The organism is Acinetobacter sp. YH12231, from assembly GCF_013417755.1.
Taxonomy (GTDB): domain Bacteria; phylum Pseudomonadota; class Gammaproteobacteria; order Pseudomonadales; family Moraxellaceae; genus Acinetobacter; species Acinetobacter amyesii.
Genome location: NZ_VPDJ01000008.1, coordinates 57,554 through 74,515, shown reverse-complemented (window position 1 = coordinate 74,515; position 16,962 = coordinate 57,554). Strand labels below are relative to the sequence as shown.

17 protein-coding genes and 1 pseudogene are annotated in these 16,962 nt (G+C 40.9%); 3 read left to right on the top strand and 15 right to left on the bottom strand.

Features of this window, described 5'->3' with window-relative positions:
* Window positions 1-17: 17 nt before the first annotated feature.
* Window positions 18-2,432: a CSLREA domain-containing protein gene (locus FTV11_RS05955; protein WP_180073586.1), complete on the top strand. Its 2,415-nt coding sequence runs from the start codon at window positions 18-20 to the stop codon at window positions 2,430-2,432.
* Between the two features lie 85 nt (window positions 2,433-2,517).
* On the opposite strand, the gene FTV11_RS05950 is transcribed toward FTV11_RS05955, so the two are convergent.
* From FTV11_RS05950 to FTV11_RS05930, 5 genes are all read right to left on the bottom strand, one after another.
* Window positions 2,518-2,922, bottom strand: coding sequence for a DUF3106 domain-containing protein (locus tag FTV11_RS05950; protein WP_078192044.1), 405 nt, complete (start codon window positions 2,920-2,922; stop codon window positions 2,518-2,520).
* On the bottom strand, window positions 2,912-3,232 hold the full coding sequence (locus FTV11_RS05945) for a hypothetical protein (protein ID WP_078190377.1): 321 nt from the start codon (window positions 3,230-3,232) through the stop codon (window positions 2,912-2,914). The genes FTV11_RS05950 and FTV11_RS05945 overlap by 11 nt, the downstream gene beginning before the upstream one ends.
* Window positions 3,229-3,843 (bottom strand): RNA polymerase sigma factor, encoded by a 615-nt coding sequence (locus tag FTV11_RS05940; RefSeq protein ID WP_111883945.1) that lies wholly within the window; start codon window positions 3,841-3,843, stop codon window positions 3,229-3,231. Before FTV11_RS05940 ends, FTV11_RS05945 begins: the two co-directional genes overlap by 4 nt.
* Before the next feature lie 160 nt (window positions 3,844-4,003).
* Entirely contained in the window at window positions 4,004-4,780 is a 777-nt protein-coding gene (locus FTV11_RS05935; RefSeq protein WP_180073585.1) for an RNA methyltransferase, read from the bottom strand.
* A 52-nt stretch (window positions 4,781-4,832) separates the two neighbouring features.
* Window positions 4,833-5,807 (bottom strand): class 1 fructose-bisphosphatase, encoded by a 975-nt coding sequence (locus FTV11_RS05930; RefSeq protein WP_180073584.1) that lies wholly within the window; start codon window positions 5,805-5,807, stop codon window positions 4,833-4,835.
* Between the two features lie 184 nt (window positions 5,808-5,991).
* Between FTV11_RS05930 and FTV11_RS05925 the strand changes: the two genes are divergently transcribed.
* Entirely contained in the window at window positions 5,992-6,189 is a 198-nt protein-coding gene (locus FTV11_RS05925; protein WP_078190373.1) for an NF038105 family protein, read from the top strand.
* A gap of 268 nt (window positions 6,190-6,457) precedes the next feature.
* Here the strand turns inward: FTV11_RS05925 and pal are convergent, their stop codons facing one another.
* The 7 genes and pseudogenes from pal to ybgC form a co-directional block, all read right to left on the bottom strand.
* Window positions 6,458-7,027, bottom strand: coding sequence for a peptidoglycan-associated lipoprotein Pal (pal, locus tag FTV11_RS05920; protein ID WP_168378062.1), 570 nt, complete (start codon window positions 7,025-7,027; stop codon window positions 6,458-6,460).
* A gap of 68 nt (window positions 7,028-7,095) precedes the next feature.
* Window positions 7,096-8,379, bottom strand: coding sequence for a Tol-Pal system beta propeller repeat protein TolB (gene tolB, locus FTV11_RS05915; RefSeq protein ID WP_180073603.1), 1,284 nt, complete (start codon window positions 8,377-8,379; stop codon window positions 7,096-7,098).
* 554 nt (window positions 8,380-8,933) lie between these two features.
* Window positions 8,934-9,239: pseudogene (locus FTV11_RS05910) on the bottom strand (cell envelope integrity protein TolA); the annotation flags it as partial.
* 278 nt (window positions 9,240-9,517) lie between these two features.
* On the bottom strand, window positions 9,518-10,765 hold the full coding sequence (gene tolA / locus FTV11_RS05905; protein WP_180073583.1) for a cell envelope integrity protein TolA: 1,248 nt from the start codon (window positions 10,763-10,765) through the stop codon (window positions 9,518-9,520).
* A 3-nt stretch (window positions 10,766-10,768) separates the two neighbouring features.
* Window positions 10,769-11,218 carry a protein TolR gene (tolR, locus tag FTV11_RS05900; protein WP_168378060.1) on the bottom strand — a complete coding sequence of 150 codons (450 nt, stop codon included), beginning with the start codon at window positions 11,216-11,218 and terminating at the stop codon, window positions 10,769-10,771.
* Window positions 11,218-11,916: a protein TolQ gene (gene tolQ / locus FTV11_RS05895; protein WP_078192037.1), complete on the bottom strand. Its 699-nt coding sequence runs from the start codon at window positions 11,914-11,916 to the stop codon at window positions 11,218-11,220. Before tolQ ends, tolR begins: the two co-directional genes overlap by 1 nt.
* A gap of 27 nt (window positions 11,917-11,943) precedes the next feature.
* A complete protein-coding gene (ybgC, locus tag FTV11_RS05890) occupies window positions 11,944-12,351 on the bottom strand; it encodes a tol-pal system-associated acyl-CoA thioesterase (RefSeq protein WP_078190367.1) in 408 nt (135 codons plus the stop codon).
* Between the two features lie 337 nt (window positions 12,352-12,688).
* On the opposite strand from ybgC, the gene FTV11_RS05885 reads away from it, so the two are divergent.
* Window positions 12,689-13,438 carry a hypothetical protein gene (locus FTV11_RS05885; protein ID WP_180073582.1) on the top strand — a complete coding sequence of 250 codons (750 nt, stop codon included), beginning with the start codon at window positions 12,689-12,691 and terminating at the stop codon, window positions 13,436-13,438.
* A 14-nt stretch (window positions 13,439-13,452) separates the two neighbouring features.
* Here the strand turns inward: FTV11_RS05885 and ruvB are convergent, their stop codons facing one another.
* The 3 genes from ruvB to FTV11_RS05870 form a co-directional block, all read right to left on the bottom strand.
* A complete protein-coding gene (gene ruvB / locus FTV11_RS05880; RefSeq protein WP_168378058.1) occupies window positions 13,453-14,460 on the bottom strand; it encodes a Holliday junction branch migration DNA helicase RuvB in 1,008 nt (335 codons plus the stop codon).
* Between the two features lie 245 nt (window positions 14,461-14,705).
* Window positions 14,706-15,308 carry a Holliday junction branch migration protein RuvA gene (gene ruvA / locus FTV11_RS05875; RefSeq protein ID WP_168378057.1) on the bottom strand — a complete coding sequence of 201 codons (603 nt, stop codon included), beginning with the start codon at window positions 15,306-15,308 and terminating at the stop codon, window positions 14,706-14,708.
* Window positions 15,309-15,418: 110 nt separating this feature from the next.
* Window positions 15,419-16,759 carry a deoxyguanosinetriphosphate triphosphohydrolase gene (locus FTV11_RS05870; RefSeq protein WP_180009963.1) on the bottom strand — a complete coding sequence of 447 codons (1,341 nt, stop codon included), beginning with the start codon at window positions 16,757-16,759 and terminating at the stop codon, window positions 15,419-15,421.
* Window positions 16,760-16,962 lie beyond the last annotated feature (203 nt).

Here is a 16,962-nt window from a genome sequence, read left to right as displayed (position 1 = left end):
AGAATTAAGGACAGCACATGAAAAATTATAAAAAAGGATTGCTGGCGGTCATGGTCCTTGCGGCTATGTCATCTATGGCAGCGACAAGTAACATCATCAAAGTTACGACCTTTGATGATGAAAATGGTGAAAATCTCAATCAATGTTCTTTACGTGAAGCGATTGAAACTGCACGTAAAAACAAATCTTTTGGTGGATGTAATGTCGGTAATCCAAATAATGGGCAGACCGATTATATTCAACTTGAAGCAGGTGAATATCTTCTGACCAAAGGTGAGTTAGTTCCGCTCAATCAGATCGTGATAGAGGGGAAAAGTCGCTTTAACTATGATTCAAAAAATTTACTGACGCAGAAATTTCCTGCCTATGAGGATATTAGAACGACGATTAATGCCCAAGGCAAATCGCGTATTTTTAATACTTCACGCTCAGAAGCCAACTTTGTTGTCAATAATGTACGCCTTACTGGCGGGATGGCAGAAGACCGTGGTGGTGCCTTGTATTTAGGGGGAGCATTTACATTAAATAATGGTGCAATTGAAAACTCTCAAGCCAAAGTTGCTGGCGGTGCAATCTACTCCGTTGCGCATAATATGTCGAAAAAAACATTATTGGTGAGCAGTTTAGTTCAGGGCAACATCGCACCTAAAGGTAGTGTTGTCGCTATGGATTGTATCGGGAACTTGGGGGATACCCAGCCTGAAATTGTGTTCCAGCAAAGCAGTATTATTCAAAATGGTTCATCGACGAGCAATAGTGTGATGGACTTCTGTGGAAATGCCAAGGTTGAACTGACAGCAAATACGATTGCAAAAAACCAAGCAAATCCAAGTACGGGTAGTATTATCCGTGCCATTTCTCAGGGAACGGATCGTTTAAGTGCTTTTTCTAGCTTCGTTTTAACCAGTAATACAATAGTCGAGAACAATGCGGCGAGTACCTATTATTATGATAACAATGGTACAAAGGCTTGGTATTTCAATGTATTGGCCTACAATACTGGTGGAAAATCTTGTCGTTATCTGAATAATGCAGTACCTGATAATGGTCAAAAATTTGTGGCAAGTAATAATGCATTTGAACTGGCAGCCGCACAGTGTGATTTACCCGAAAGTGTACTGAATAGTACGGAAAGCTTTCTGCAAAACCATGATGTAAGTAGCTATGCTATGGGGACTTTATTAAGCGCCCTACAAACAAAATCTGCTTATAATTTGTATTTACCTTTGTATTACCCGAAAGCAATCGGCAGTGGTTTTGACTTGATCAATCTGGGCTTAGACGGCTGTAGTGATGCGGATCAACGGGGCATTTTGCGGATCACAGATGGTACTTTACAGTTATCACCTACGCAAAGAAACACATGTGATATTGGCTCGGTTGAGTTAATGAATTTAACCGCAGCAGATATGGCAGATATTACCAATGAGTCTTTAACAGCTCTGCAAGATAAGTATCAAAATACAATTGATGCTTTGAAAAAGGATATCGACGATCCAGATTATGCAGAATACAAAGTTGCCAATCAGGATGATTTAACAAAATACGAAGCGGTATTAAGTGCATTAAAAAATAACCTCAAATATCGTGCAGTTTATTTTGATCCATTCCCAGCATCATTACCTCAAGAAGAGTCTGTGAACGGAAGTGCTGAAACACGACAAATTGCCTTAAATGCTGACAACTATACCGTGACGACTTCACCAATCGGCATTGGTAGTGAAATTACGGTGTCTAGTACAGGCGAAGCAAGTATTGTGGGTAATCCACCACATGACCTGCACTGTGATTGGGATGCTGGAATAAAACAAATCGTTATATATCGCACAAGTGGGGCAACAACAGCGCCTACCGAATACGGTTTTTGTAAATATACGCTAAAACAAAAGACAGGGAGTCAGGCGGAATCCTCTGGTGTGGTCCGTGTGGCATTTAAAAATATGACCCCAGTGGCCAAAGCTGCTCAATATACAATTAGTCCGTCAAATAATTTGTCTGTTACCGTCAATAATTTATTAGAAAATGCTAATGATGATGGTGATGGTCCAGTTACATCTATGCCAGCGGGCAAATCGGTATGGCATAAAAATGAAGAAGGTCAAATTATCCCAATTCGTTTTACGAAAATCCCAGCAGGTTTAAACTTTGAAGCTGAGTATAGTGGCAGTTGCCCAGCAAGTTATTTAAAGGAAACTTGCTACGGTGGCAAGATTACCTTCTCTGTAAAAAATGGCTTTAGTCAGTTTGACTATCCTGTTGAATATAGCGTTGTCGATAGTGATGGCATTGCATCAAGCAATGCAATTCTGACTCTTAAGAATACCGCGAAAAACACCAACTCTTCTTCTAGCGGCGGTGGTTCGATGGGATTATTTGGGCTGTTGACACTGATTGGTTTAGGTATGTATCGTCAACGTCGGTTGAGCAAGTAATACAATAAAAAAGCCTCGATAAGAGGCTTTTCATGGCTTAACTAATTTAATTGATTTGATTTTCGCAACATGCTGCTGTTTTAGATTAGTGAGCGACAGCGATAGGCTGTAAATATTTGTTGATATACTCATCGCGAATAGCAGGTCGTTCATCAGGACTAGCTTTTTGCATACGTGTCGCGAGTTCTTTACGTTCTAAAGTACTCATTTTTTGCCAAGTTTCGCGCATACGTTGCTTTTCACTATCTGGAAGTTGAGTGAACCAATCCATGCGCTGTTGCAAGCTGACACGTTGATCTGCAGGAATCTCTTTGAGTGCCTGATACTTTTTAATTAAAGCCTGTTGTTCTGCTTCAGATAGCGAATCCCAAGTTTCATTGACTTGAGTATCTGCATCTTTTGAAAATATCCAAAAGCGATCAAAGCCAGCAAAACTGGTTTGCAAAAAACTAAAAGCACAGAATGCAATTGCTAATTTTTTAGCTGCCATGTGGAACTTTGTCCTCACCCAGAACCATCAACATTTCAAGATCTTCTACCATTTGAGGGGAGAGCTTAGGGGTTGAAATCACCTGATTTTGTGGTTTGTCATCCAGTACAGTCGCATTCGGTAAAATGACAAAACCTGCAATTGCTGCTGCAAGTGCAAAGCCAGACATTTTCCAGAAACCATAACGTGAAGTTTCGCGCTGATGAATATCTTCAAGCACGTTATTCATGACAGTTGCTTTGTCTTTATGGTGCTGTGCGAGTCCATCAAGTTTGGAAGTTACTTGCTTTAAGAAATCATCTTGTTTCATTCGGATGATCCTCCCATATGTGGATTCAAATGTGCCAAAGCGGTACGTAAACCTTGAATGGCACGGTGGTAATGTGTTTTCACACTGCCTTCGGAACAATTCATAATTTCTGCAGTTGTATGCGTATCAAAGCCTTCCCAAGCTCGCAACATAAATGCTTGTTGCTGGCGGACTGGAAGTTCTGCGATAGCATCTTGTATTTCCTCTGCAGTGACAGCCTGATCCAGAAAGTCGAAGGGGTTTGGTGTAGATTCATCTACCACATCCTGTATCTCGACATCGTCGTCATCTAGGCTGACTTTTCTAAATAAGGAAAACGGCTGCGAACGACGTGCTTCTTTTCGACGCCAGTCTTGCAGCTTGTTATTTAAAATGGTGTAAAACAGGGGATACCATTCCTCTGTGGACTTTTCAGCATAAGCTTTATGTAAGGAAATAAAGGCTTCTTGCACCAAGTCCATGGCAATGCCATGTTGACCGTGCGTTGCACTTTCCATCATTACTAAAGCACGCCCCGTCACTTCATTCATGAAGTTTTTCAGGCGAGACTCAGCCGTGCTTTTTAAAACACTGCTGTCTTGCGTCTCGGACTTTTTGGGTGCTAAATCCATAGAGATGGAAAATCCTGTCATCGGATACCCACCATTATTTCCATATTCATTTACAAATAACGATGGAAATAACGGTTAGGTTGACAAAAAGAATTATTATTTTTTCTAGTGTAGTCTATTTTTTTCAGGCTTAAGCGCTAAATACAATAAAATAACGATTTTACTGACGCTGACGTACCATTTCAAAAAAACAGATCGAGCCAGCAATGGCTACGTTTAGTGATTCTTGACCACCCGGTTGAGGAATCGCAACGGCTTCGGCATGTTGTAATGCATACTCAGAAACACCTTGACCTTCATTGCCTAAAATCCACACACATTGTTTGCGCAAATTTTTGCTATATAGGTTTTCAGACTGATGTGAGCTTGTTGCATACACTGGAATTTTGAATTTCGTCAAAATATCTTCAAGGGCCATATTTTCAAAGGTATTTAATGAAAAATGTGCGCCCATACCTGCGCGTAATACACGCGGTGACCAGAGTGATGCAGAGCCTTTGGTACAAACGACTTGCTCAATACCCGCTGCGGCAGCAGAACGGAGTAGGGTACCTACATTACCAGGGTCTTGAATGTTGTCTAAAATTAAGGTGTCTTCACTGAAGTTAAGCGCTTCACTTGAACTTGGTAAATCCACAATCGCTAAGCAAGCAATAGATGTTCCAAGTGTACTGATATCTTTGTATAAAGATTCACTTAGAATGAACACCGCACCTTGATATTGTTCCGCAATGCGATCGAAATCAGCATGGTTAATTGCTTGTTCAGTGGTGAAAATCGATTTGATTGGACGTTTTGAGTCTAACCATGACAACACCAAGTGTGTGCCTTCCAAAACAGTTTGACCTTGTTTTTTACGGTAGGCATTTTGTTCGATTAAGCCACGGAGGTGCTTAATTTTCGGGTTGTCTTTTGATTCGAGATAAATCAGAGCCATGAGGGAGATATCCACGAAAGTCAGCAAAAATACTGACTTTCGTTATTAGAAATTAATTATGGTATGAAGTAACTAGGTCAACTTCGTTTTTAGAACCAATAATCACAGGAACACGTTGATGAAGTTCTGTTGGTTGGATGTCTAGAATGCGGACACGGCCTGTTGTAGAAGCACCGCCAGCTTGTTCCATCAACATACTCATTGGGTTTGCTTCGTACATTAAACGTAGACGACCTGCTTTTTTCGGATCTTTGAAGTCGTATGGGTACATGAAGATACCGCTACGGCAAAGAATACGATGAATATCACCCACCATGCATGCGACCCAACGCATATTGAAGTCTTTTTCACGCGGGCCAGTTTTACCTGCAAGAAGTTCGTCGATATAACGTTTTACAGGTTCTTCCCAGTGACGCTGGTTCGATGCATTAATTGCATATTCTTTAGTATCTGCTGCAACCGCAATCGCATCTTTAGTTAATAAGAATTCTTTGCTTTCTGGATCAAAAGTAAAAAAGACTACGCCAGCACCGACAGTTAGAGCCATCATTGTTGATGGGCCATACAATACATAACCTGCAGCCGCTTGGTTAACACCCGCTTGCATGAAATCTTCAGCTTGCGTTACCGCATTTTTTGCAGGAAGAATTGAGAAAATTGTGCCCACACACATATTGATATCGATGTTGCTTGAACCATCTAATGGGTCAAACAAGACAAGATAATCGCCATTTTCTTGAGCTGGAGTGAATTCATCTAATTCTTCAGAAGCCAAACCACCGACATGTGGATGAATTTTCAATGCATCGATGAGGTAATCATTTGAAATGACATCAAGTTTCTTTTGTTCTTCACCTTGAACGTTTTCGTGTTGCGCGCTACCCAATACACCAGCCAAAGCACCTTTTTGTAATAGAAGGTCAATGTCTTTGCATGTATTACCAATTGTTTCAATAACTTGTGCTAATGCAGGAGTAAGATTACCACTTTGTTGTTGTAGAAATTGGGAAAGGGTGAGATTTGACATAACCGGAAAACTCCAAATATTAATTTATCAAAAATGATAAAAATGTGATTGTGCAACATTTTAGATGAGAACGAAGGAAAAGAAAAATTAAACTAGACTATTTGTCGTGATTTTACCCTTGCAAGTCCTGAATAACATGCTATGTTGAATCTAATGTATAAATCGAAAGACAGGGAGCACAACAATGACCACACAAAAATTTGATGCGACTCCGACTGCAACTGAGGGATTGAATTTAGACGATATTTCTGCGGATACCGTAAAAGCTGCATGGAGCAGTTACGAAGCAAAAGCAGAGTATAAAAAGTTCAATAAACATGACCTCATTGAGTCGATGCAAACAGAAAAAGAAAATGCTGAACATCCAGAAGCAGAAGCGTAATGATTTGGATTGTTAAGCTAATTTTCTAGTTGGTAAAGCTAAAGATCTCGTTTTAAAAGTCGTTCATTTGCATTTTTAATTGGATATTTTCTTAAAGTTCTAAAGCCGCTAATCGAATTTATCCTGAGTTAAAGGGCTAAATTGAGTTAAAGCAAAGAACGCTGCAACAGAACGATGAAAATGAAACGATATAAATTAAATGATACGGGTTAAATCAAAAAAGCACTCATTAATGAGTGCTTTTTTTTAGCTCAGACTTTTTCAAGTCTTATTTAAGTAGCGGAGGTACAGCTTCGTAGTTAATTTCTACGCGGCGGTTTTCTTTCCATGCATTTTCATCATGACCCGCATTGATTGGCATTTCTTTACCATAGCTGACTGCTTCAAGCTGGTTAGGGCTTACACCTGTTGTAATCAGGAAGCTTTCAACAGCTTTTGCACGACGCTCACCAAGCGCCATATTGTATTCACGAGTACCACGTTCATCGGTGTGACCTGTTAATGCCACGCGTGAGTTTGCATTAGCAACAAGGAACTGAGCGTGAGCTTGAAGGGTTTGTAAATCTTCATTGCTAAGCTCGGTACTGTCGTAGTCAAAGTGTACTACGCGCTTCGCTAAAAATGCTTTATTCGCTTCAGTTACACCTTTCGATGATGCACCCGCAAGGTTTTGTGCATTGAGTGCTGCATCTTCACTTAAACCTGAAGTGTTTACAGTGGTTGAGCCATTTGGGTTTTGTCCTGCTTGTACGTCTGCTGCAGGTTTACGGCTGGCACAACCAGTCATTACTAATGCTGTAGCTAAAACAGGTAGTGCAATCAGTTTCATTGCTTTCATATTGATCTCCATGACGGTTATTTATGATGTTTCATTAAAAAGTTATTGTTGAATAAATCATGCAGTGTTTATTTCGGTGCCCAAGCTGGCTCACGAACTTCACCTTGTTCACTTGGTAAGTTCATGCGGAAACGGCCATCTAAAGACATGATCGAGAGCAAACCACGGTTTGCTTCACGGGTTGCATACACCACCATTTGACCATTTGGTGAGAAGCTTGGGGATTCATCTAAACTTGTTGGTGTTAAAATATTGGTTACACCAGAACCAATGTCTTGAACCGCAACTTTATAGTTACTACCGCTAGGACGATGTACCAAAGCTAATTTTTTACCGTCCGCACTTAACGTACCACGTGCATTGAAAGCGCCACGGAAAGTCAAGCGTTTGACACTTTCAGCACTTAAGTTGTAGGTGTAAATTTGTGGAGAGCCACCACGGTCAGAGGTAAAAATAAATGATTTACCGTCAGGTGCATAACGTGCTTCTGTATCAATCGCTGTGTCATTGGTCATGCGTTTTAATTGGCGAGTCTGTAAATCCATTTGATAGATTTCAGGATTGCCATGCATCGATGCGGTAAATAACATTGATTTACCATCAGGTGAGAAGCTTGGTGCACCATTCAGGCCACGGAAACTTGCTACTTTTTCACGGTTACCACTTGCTAAATCTTGGATGTAAATCGCAGGGCGTTTGGTTTCAAATGAAACATAGGCTAGCTTTTTCGCATCAGGCGTCCATGCAGGGGACAAGATTGGATCACGTGAAGTCAAAATGGTACGGGGTTGTTCACCATCCGTATCTGCAATTTGTAGGGTATAGCGCTGATCTGGTGTTGCTGCATTACGCAATACATAGGCAATACGGCCGCTGAAGTCACCTGGAATGCCAGTTAAAGCTTGATAGATTGCATCACTGATCATATGCGCTGCTTGACGATAACGTGAAGCAGGTACAGTGAGTAGTTCATTTAACAGGTATTGTTTTTTTTCAACATCATACAGTTGGTAGTGAATTTCATAAGAGCCATCAGCCGTTGTTTTTGATGTGCCTGTCACGACATAGGGTACGCCCGCAGCTTTCCATGCTTCTGCATTAGGTGAATTTATTGTTGCAGTTGCAGGTAAGTTTTTAGAGGCACTGGTAAATTTACCTGAGCGGTTCAAGTCATTTTCAACCACTGGATAAATATTTGAGTCATTACTAAAAGGCACGATCGCAATTTTAGGTGCTTCTTCAGGAGCTTTAGTGATTTCGAGGTGAAGCTGCGCATGCGTTTGAGTCACTAAAACTGGGCTCAAAGCAGTCAATACGGCTAAGCAAAGAAGATGTTTACGCGTCATTTCCATCATTCGCTAATTACTCTAAAAATGTGAGTTATTGTCTGTATTTGGTTGTGTCACATAATGGCATGATTTTGGGATATTAAAAGCATGAAAATATGACTGAACTGTTATAACACTGTGAAAAATGCAGAGATTTTATCCGAGTTTCGTCAAGTCTAGCTTAAAAATCATGAACACAACATCACATTTTGGAATGAAAATGATAATTCTTTAGTTATAACATTCTATTTTTGAATCAAGTGTTTAGAAAATTTTAGTAATACTTGATGTTGCTGAGTCCCACATACACGGCGTTATATAGAACGAAGACAAGAATGGATCAATTAGTCGGGGCTAGAGCTTTATAAAAGCTCAAGTATTGAAACACACAGGTACAATCGATTGAGTATTCATTTTAGGAAAGGGGGGGAACTGGGGGGATGGATGTAGAAGCTTAAAAATAAACATCATACCAGCGATGAAACTTGATCTATTGAAGATAAGAAAAAATGGGTATGGGGTGATTCATTGCTTAACCACAAAAAAATCCCCGCAAGCAATGCACGGATTTATCAAACTTAATTTGAAGATCTAAATGTAGAGGTAAAACTTTGTGCTTCACGTCTAGCATCTGGGTCGCTAGGCATCGGATATGGTGCAGCAGCACGAACTGCAGCCTCAATACTGGCTTTCATATCAGGATCACTGGAGCTTACGATGACTGCTTGGACAGCACCTGTTTTAGATAAAATCACGCGAGCAATGGCCGTTTTACCGCTAGAGCCAGGTGGTGTATCCCAAGCACGTTTGATTTTATGTTCAAAATCACGTTTAGCTGTTGAAGCGATTTTCTTGGCTTCCGCTTTTTTCTTTGCATCTTCTTCATTTAGAGCATGTGAAATGGGTTTAAGAGGCTTTTTTACGTCCTGTACTGATTTCTCAGGTTGAGTTGTTTTAGCATGATCCATCAGCAAAGCATTAAATTGTTCAGGTGGAATATGGTCAGGCATGGTCGAAGATGGGATGTAAATTGAACGATTTTCGGCGAATGATTGAGAGCCTAGGAGTGTTAGTGTCGAAAATAATAATAATGTTTTCATGTTATATAATTCAGTATATAAGTAAATGAAAAATCCCCACAAGGTTTGCAGGGATTTAAAAATTAACGTGATGACTTGAAGGTGGACGTAAAACTTTGAGCTTCACGTTTTGCATCTGGGTCACTCGGCATTGGGTATGGTGCAGCAGCTCGAACAGCAGCCTCAATACTGGCTTTCATATCAGGATCACTAGAGTTCACAATCACTGACCGAACTGAACCACTTTCCGTAAGGGTAACGCGAGCAGTCGCCGTTTTACCCGCAGAGTCAGAAGGTGTGTCCCATGCACGACGGATTTTATTTTCAAAATCTTTCTTTGCAGTAGATGCAATCTTCTTCGCTTCAGCCTTTTTCTGTGCGGCTTCTTCAGCTGCTTTTTTAGCTGATGAAGCTTTGGCTTCTTCGGCTGCACGTTCGCGTGCTTCGGCATCGGCTTTAGCCTTTGCATCTGCCTTGGCTTTTGCATCGGCATCTGCTTTACGTTTTGCAGCTTCTGCATTGGCCTTGGCTTTCGCATCAGCATCTGCTTTACGTTTTGCAGCTTCCGCATTGGCCTTAGCTTTGGCATCAGCATCTGCTTTACGTTTTGCAGCTTCCGCATTGGCTTTAGCTTTTGCATCGGCGTCTGCTTTACGTTTTGCAGCTTCTGCATTGGCCTTAGCTTTTGCATCAGAATCTGCTTTACGTTTTGCAGCTTCTGCATTGGCCTTGGCTTTGGCATCAGCATCTGCTTTACGTTTTGCAGCTTCCGCATTGGCTTTAGCTTTCGCGTCTGCATCTGCTTTACGTTTTGCTGCTTCAGCATTGGCTTTCGCCGTAGCATCTGCTTTTGCCTTAGCCGCATCCGCTTTAGCTTCTTGTTGTGCTTTTAGTTTTGCAGCTTCAGCCGCTTTAGCTTGTTCTTGAGCACGCTTTGCATTGTCCGCAGCTTTTTGTTCAGCAAGCTGCTGTGCTTTTGCCGCAGCGAGTGCCTGTTGAGCAGCAACCTGTGGATCTGCCTTAGGTGGTTCTGCTGGATTAGGTGGTGCAGCCGTTGGAATCTCGGGTGCTGGTTCAACGCTAGGTTCTGCTGTTTGCGTGATTTGTTCAGCTACATTTTCATGTGCGGTTTCATCAAACTCAGTGACTTCACGTGTTACAGGTTTTAAATCTTCCGGTTTTACCAAAACTGTGGTTATTTTTTTAGGAGGCTCAGGTGGTTTACTCATGCCAAGATAAAGTAAGCCAACCACAGCGACGATATGCACACCCAGTGTGAAACCAATCGCAACGGCTTTTTGTTTAAAAGGCGGCTTTTTGAAATCTTTCATAAATTATTTTAATGGCTCAGTCAGTAAACCTACTTGTGTTAAACCTGCATCTTGAAGGGCAGACATGAGTTTCATGACTTCACCATAAGGACGAGATTCACTGCCGTTAATCAGGACACTCATTTGCTTTTTCTGTTCGTTCGCTTCATTTTGCGAAGCCGTTAAAACAGATTTTAGTTCATCGAGTGTGAGTACATCATTTTGATGATTTTTATCTTCGAGAGTGATCGTGCCATCTGCTTTCAGTGTAACAATCGCTCTACTATCTTCCGCTTGCATAGGCGTGCCATTTGCCTGTGGTAAGTCGACTTTGACACCTGTGGTGATCATAGGTGCAGTGACCATGAAAATCACCAATAGAACTAACATGACATCAATATATGGTACGACGTTCATGTCACTTTTTAATGGTTTTTTGATGCGCTCAAAGCGTCCAGAACGTTGAATAGCCATTAGTCATTGTCCTGAGTTGAACCTACAGACTGGCGTTGTAATAACGCAACCATTTCTTCGGCAAAAAGAGCACGATCGTTATAAACGGCTTCACCTTTGGCTGTAAAATGGTTAAATGCTAGTACAGCAGGAATTGCCGCAAAAAGACCAATGGCCGTTGCAATCAATGCCTCTGCAATACCAGGAGCAACCGTAGCAAGGGTGACTTGGTCAACATCTGCTAAACCAATAAAGGCGTTCATAATGCCCCAAACGGTACCGAATAAACCGACATAGGGTGCAACCGAGCCAATACTCGCAAGCGCGCCTAAACCATTTTCTAAATGTCCTTGGTCACGGCTTAAACCCACACGAAGAATACGTTCTGTACCTTCAATTGATTGTTCTGCGCTGGCATTACGTTTTTTAAGTTTGAAAAACTCGCCTAAACCTTGATAGAAAACATCTTCAAGGCCAACACGTTTCGAGTTGAGCTGAGCATTGTTGTATAAAGTATTGAGTTCGGCGCCAGACCAAAATATTTTTTGGAAATGTTCATCGTCAGCCTGCGCTTTTTTATAACTCATGTGTAACTTGGCAATCAGATACCAACTGAATAACGAAGCTAAGAGCAGCAGGAGCATTACCAGTTGTACGACAGGACTTGCTTGTAAGATGAGGTCTGAAACTTTGAGTGTTGATTCTAGTTGAGTTGCCATAGTTACTACATGTGCCAAATAATTTTTTTAATCTTGTTCCAATTCTTTCAGAATCAGTTCACGTATTTCATCAGGAAGGCGACGGGGTTTCATCTCTGCACTGATACATGCCAATTCTACCTCACCTGATGCCAGCATAATATCACCACGATAAATATTTTGTTGCAACACAAATGACGTAGCCTTACACGAAACTACACTTGCTGTAACAGTAATCAGGTCATCCATTAATATAGGACGTGAATATTTCACATTAATTTTATGAACGACAAAGTTGTAATCTTTTTGATGCCAATAATGGTCTACACCTGAAGCGCGTAGCCATTCTGTGCGGGTACGTTCCATAAAGCGAATATGATTTGCGTGGTAAACAATGCCACCTGCATCTGTATCTTCAATATATACACGAATGTTGAATTCGAATTTATTCGCCATGAGAGTATTCCGTCTTTATAAAATCTGAAAAATATTGGTCTGCACTTCAGCAAAGAATTAGAGCATTTAAAAATGGCGATAATTCAATGATTCGTCAAGTGCTTCAATGACGGGCAGTTTAGCACCGTGAGTCATCAGTCCAATGGCACAAGGTTTCAAATCAAAGTAGTTTAATTTCACCTTTTATGAGTTTTTCAAAATTGGACTTACTTAATTAGATTTAAAGTTAGTTGATACGTGATTTGAAATTTAGTTTTTCTATTCCTTTAGAACGAAGCGTTATTCATAATAAAATGTAAGATAATATTATAATTTATTTGAAATTTTAGGGGTTGATGTGGAACAAGAAAAATTTAAGCAGGATATTGTGATTCAACTACCTTGGACAGTACCGCAGCAGCAAAATGTACAAACGTTAGTTATTCAACAGCCTGCTAAAACGCATATGGAACTAAATGCTTCTACAGATAAGACTGCGATTTCATCCTTTGCTTTGTCAGTGATAGTTGCATTGATTCTAGGTGGCTTAGCTACATGGTTGGCCTATTGGTATGGGCGGAAAAGTTTTCAATTAACGGACATGTCCTTTAAAACAGTAGTGGAAGAAATTAAAGCATCTCAACAATCCGCATTAGATATAAACGCTAAATTATTTGAGCAACAGTCAATACTTCAAAGTAACGAGCTTCACTATAGTTATAAAGTTAAAGAACTAGAAAAATTACGAAAAATAGTTGCAGAATATTTATCATGTCTAATAGATTTTAATATATCTATTACTATGAATATTAAAGAATTAGATCGTGAAGAGTTAATCAAGGAAGTTGTAAAATACAATCTTAGAGTTGCAAATTATCACCAACAGATTGAATTATTTTTGGATTTTGAAAATGATGAATATCAAAAAAACATTAAGAAGACACAAACATATCTTCTTAGTACACTTTGGGGTGTACGCAAAGAATTTGAAAATGGCGAAAGTAGGGTTGGAGAAAAAATAACATATTTTTCATTAGCATGTAATGATATATCAGCCCTATTGCATCAATATCTTTTAAATGAAGTTAAAAAAGTAAAGGGAGAGTGAACCTCCCTTATCACTCACTTATCTTTCGGCTCTGGTGGCGTCATCCCAAACTGTAAATAAGCCATATTGGTGGCAATACGTCCACGTGCAGTACGCATGACATAACCTTGCTGAATGAGGTAGGGTTCGATCACATCTTCAAGCGTCCCTGAGTCTTCTGCCATAGCAGCAGCTAGAGCTTCTACACCTGCAGGGCCACCATCAAAACGCTCAAGCAGCATTGATAAATAACGACGGTCTAGTGTGTCTAAACCATCTTTATCGACATTCAGCATGTCCAAAGCACGTTGAGCCATCTCTTGGGTTACTTCACCCGTACCTTTAACTTGCGCATAATCACGGACTCGGCGTAATAAACGGTTTGCAATACGAGGTGTCCCACGAGCACGGCGTGCAACTTCCTGTGCGCCTTCGGCAGTCATGGGTACATCCATCAAGTTTGCAGATCGAGTCACAATATGCGTTAAGTCTTTGACAGAATAAAACTCTAAGCGTTGTACGATACCAAAACGGTCACGTAAAGGAGAGGTCAGTAGGCCTGCACGAGTCGTCGCTGCAACAAGAGTGAAGGGTGGTAAATCCAGTTTGATCGAACGGGCAGCAGGGCCTTCACCAATCATGATGTCGAGTTGGTAATCCTCCATCGCTGGATAGAGAATTTCCTCGATGACCGGTGAAAGACGATGGATCTCATCAATAAATAAAACATCACCTTCTTCGAGGTTGGTTAGCATTGCAGCCAAATCGCCTGCACGCTCAAGGACAGGGCCTGATGTCGATTTTAAGTTACCACCCATTTCACGGGCAATAATATTGGCCAGTGTGGTTTTACCTAAACCCGGTGGGCCAAAAATTAAGGTGTGATCGAGTGCTTCTTCACGGCCACGTGCAGCACCGATAAAGATTTCCATTTGTTCACGGACGACAGGCTGCCCGATGTAGTCATCGAGGGAAGTTGGACGAATGGCGCGGTCGAAGTGGTCTTCGGGTTTTTCTGAACCACTGATAAGACGGTCTTGCATAATTATTTAACTAATCTCTATATCGTTGTGGAAGAATCACAGCCTCAAAAAGCGATTGAACTTTAAATGCCATTGTATAGGCGATTCTCACTTTTGACTGGGCAAAAGTGACAAAACCCATTTGTTAAACTGATGCTACGTCCTTGTAGCACAGTTTAACGGCGACATCCTTGTCGCCTGCGTGATTCACATACTGTCTATAGCTCTAAAAGGCAAAGGATGCAGTGCTCATTAGAAACTAAAAATTATTTATTCATCGACTTTAATGCAGCACGGATAATGTCGCTGGCTTCAGTAAAGTCACCTTTGGCAGCATTCACTAATTTTTGTGCTTCAATTGGTTTGTAACCTAATGATTGCAATGCCGCCTCAGCTTCGGCTACGGCAGAGTTGCCCGTAAATTGAATTTGTTCAACAGTTGAATTCGTTGGTGCAGTGCCTGAAGCCATGGCTTTAAAGCGATCACGTAACTCAATCATGAGGCGTTCAGCGGTCTTTTTGCCTACACCTGGAACTTTGACTAAAGTGTTTACATCTTCATGTTCAACCGTATGAATTAGCATTTCAACACTTAAGGTCGACAAAATGCCCAGTGCCATTTTAGGGCCTACGCCGTTAACTTTTAACAGTGTGCGAAAAATCAGTTTTTCTTGAGCATTGCTAAATCCATACAGCAGTTGTGCATCTTCACGAACAGCCAGATGTGTCCACAGGGTAATTTTTTGACCTTTTTGTAGTTGGCAAAATGTAGAAAGTGGGGTGTCAATCTCATAGCCCACACCATTTACATTGAGTAATACTGTTGGTGCTTCCAATGCCAGCACTTCGCCAATTAAACATCCGATCATGTCATTTATTCACTTTATTTCAGTTTAGTCTGAGCCATTTGCTCAATTTCAATTTGTTGCGAGATTAGCGTGAAGGCCAGCGAATTACTAGCCTTCACATTTTTTCAGGTTTAAAAGAAACCAACTTTATTGCCTTGAAGTTCTTGTGCAAGGTTATAAGCCTGATGGTCTGAAAATTTAGAGATAATATCCAATACTTGCATGATGTTTTCATAATGCAACGGCCCAAAATGTGCCCCCGAACGGTGAAGAATGGACATCAGTCGTTGTTCTTTAAAACTCAAAGTTTTATTTGGCGTAGTTAGAGGAATAAAGGCATCTAAAATATTTTGTAGACTTTGATGCGCAATAATCTCTAAGCCTGCTTTTTGTGGATGTTCAAAAATTTTATCGCGGGCTAATTCTTTTGCTCGGTTAATTCCACGCTCAATATCTTCACTGCAATATTGCAATAAACTGCCTTTAAGTTGACCTGACAAAATTTCATGATGATGGCGGGCGAAGGCTGTCGTGACTTCTTCGACTAGACGTTTCATCACACGACCACGTAATGCAGCTATTTTTTGTTGCCAAGTGGTATCAGTCATCGCCAATTCGGCAGGTATGCCATAGTCACCGACCAGATCAAGGAAAATTGGCTCAACTTCGTTATAGTTCAACATGTTGAGGATAATGCCATCTTCAAGGTCAATTAAGGCATAACAAATGTCATCTGCGGCTTCAAGCAAATAGGTCAACGGATGACGACAGTAGTGATATTCGCCCAGTTGAATTAAACCGAGTTGCTCTGCAATTTGCTGCAAGATTTCTTTTTCTGCCTGATAGCAGCCAAATTTAGCCCGTTGGCTTGCAGGTTTATTGCCTTGCGATGCAATGGTTTTTGAAAGCCACGGGTATTTTAAATATGCACCTAAAGTTGCATAGGTTAAACGCATACCACCATCATTCGGATGATAATCAATTTTAGTCAGTAAACGTAAACCTTGGGCATTGCCTTCGAACTGACGCACATCGGCTTCTTCTTCAGGGCTTAAGTCCTGTAAAAAGTTGGTATGCGATGCATCATCAAACCATTCTCGAATGGCATATTCGCCTGCATGTCCAAAAGGTGGATTGCCAATATCGTGTGCCAAGCACGCAGCTTGAATAATTGCACCAACATCGGCAGGTGAAATCCACATCGGGAGTTCATCTTTAATTTTTTCAGCCGCGAGCATCCCCAATGAACGTCCAATACAAGACACTTCTAAAGAGTGAGTCAGGCGAGTATGAATGCCATCATGTTGGGTGAGGGGATGGACTTGGGTCTTGCGGTTTAATTGTCGAAAGCTTTGAGAAAAAATAATGCGGTCGTAGTCTTTGTGGAAGGGGCTACGTGCCTGTTCAGAGCTATGTTTATTACTACCAATACGAACTGTAGAAAGCAGTTCAAGCCAACGCATTTGAGTCATTTATCATTATTCAGTTATTTACTAAAAACTATGATGCCAAACTTGTGACTAAAGTAATAGTGGGTCGCGTCATAGCTTGACACTTTATTTAAGGGTATCGGTGTAGGTGTAGAATATTCGTATTAAGGTAGGGTGTTTTTAAGATAAATATTATTCATTGGCTAGACTATTCGCTGATTCAAACCCATTGGTAATGCGGACTT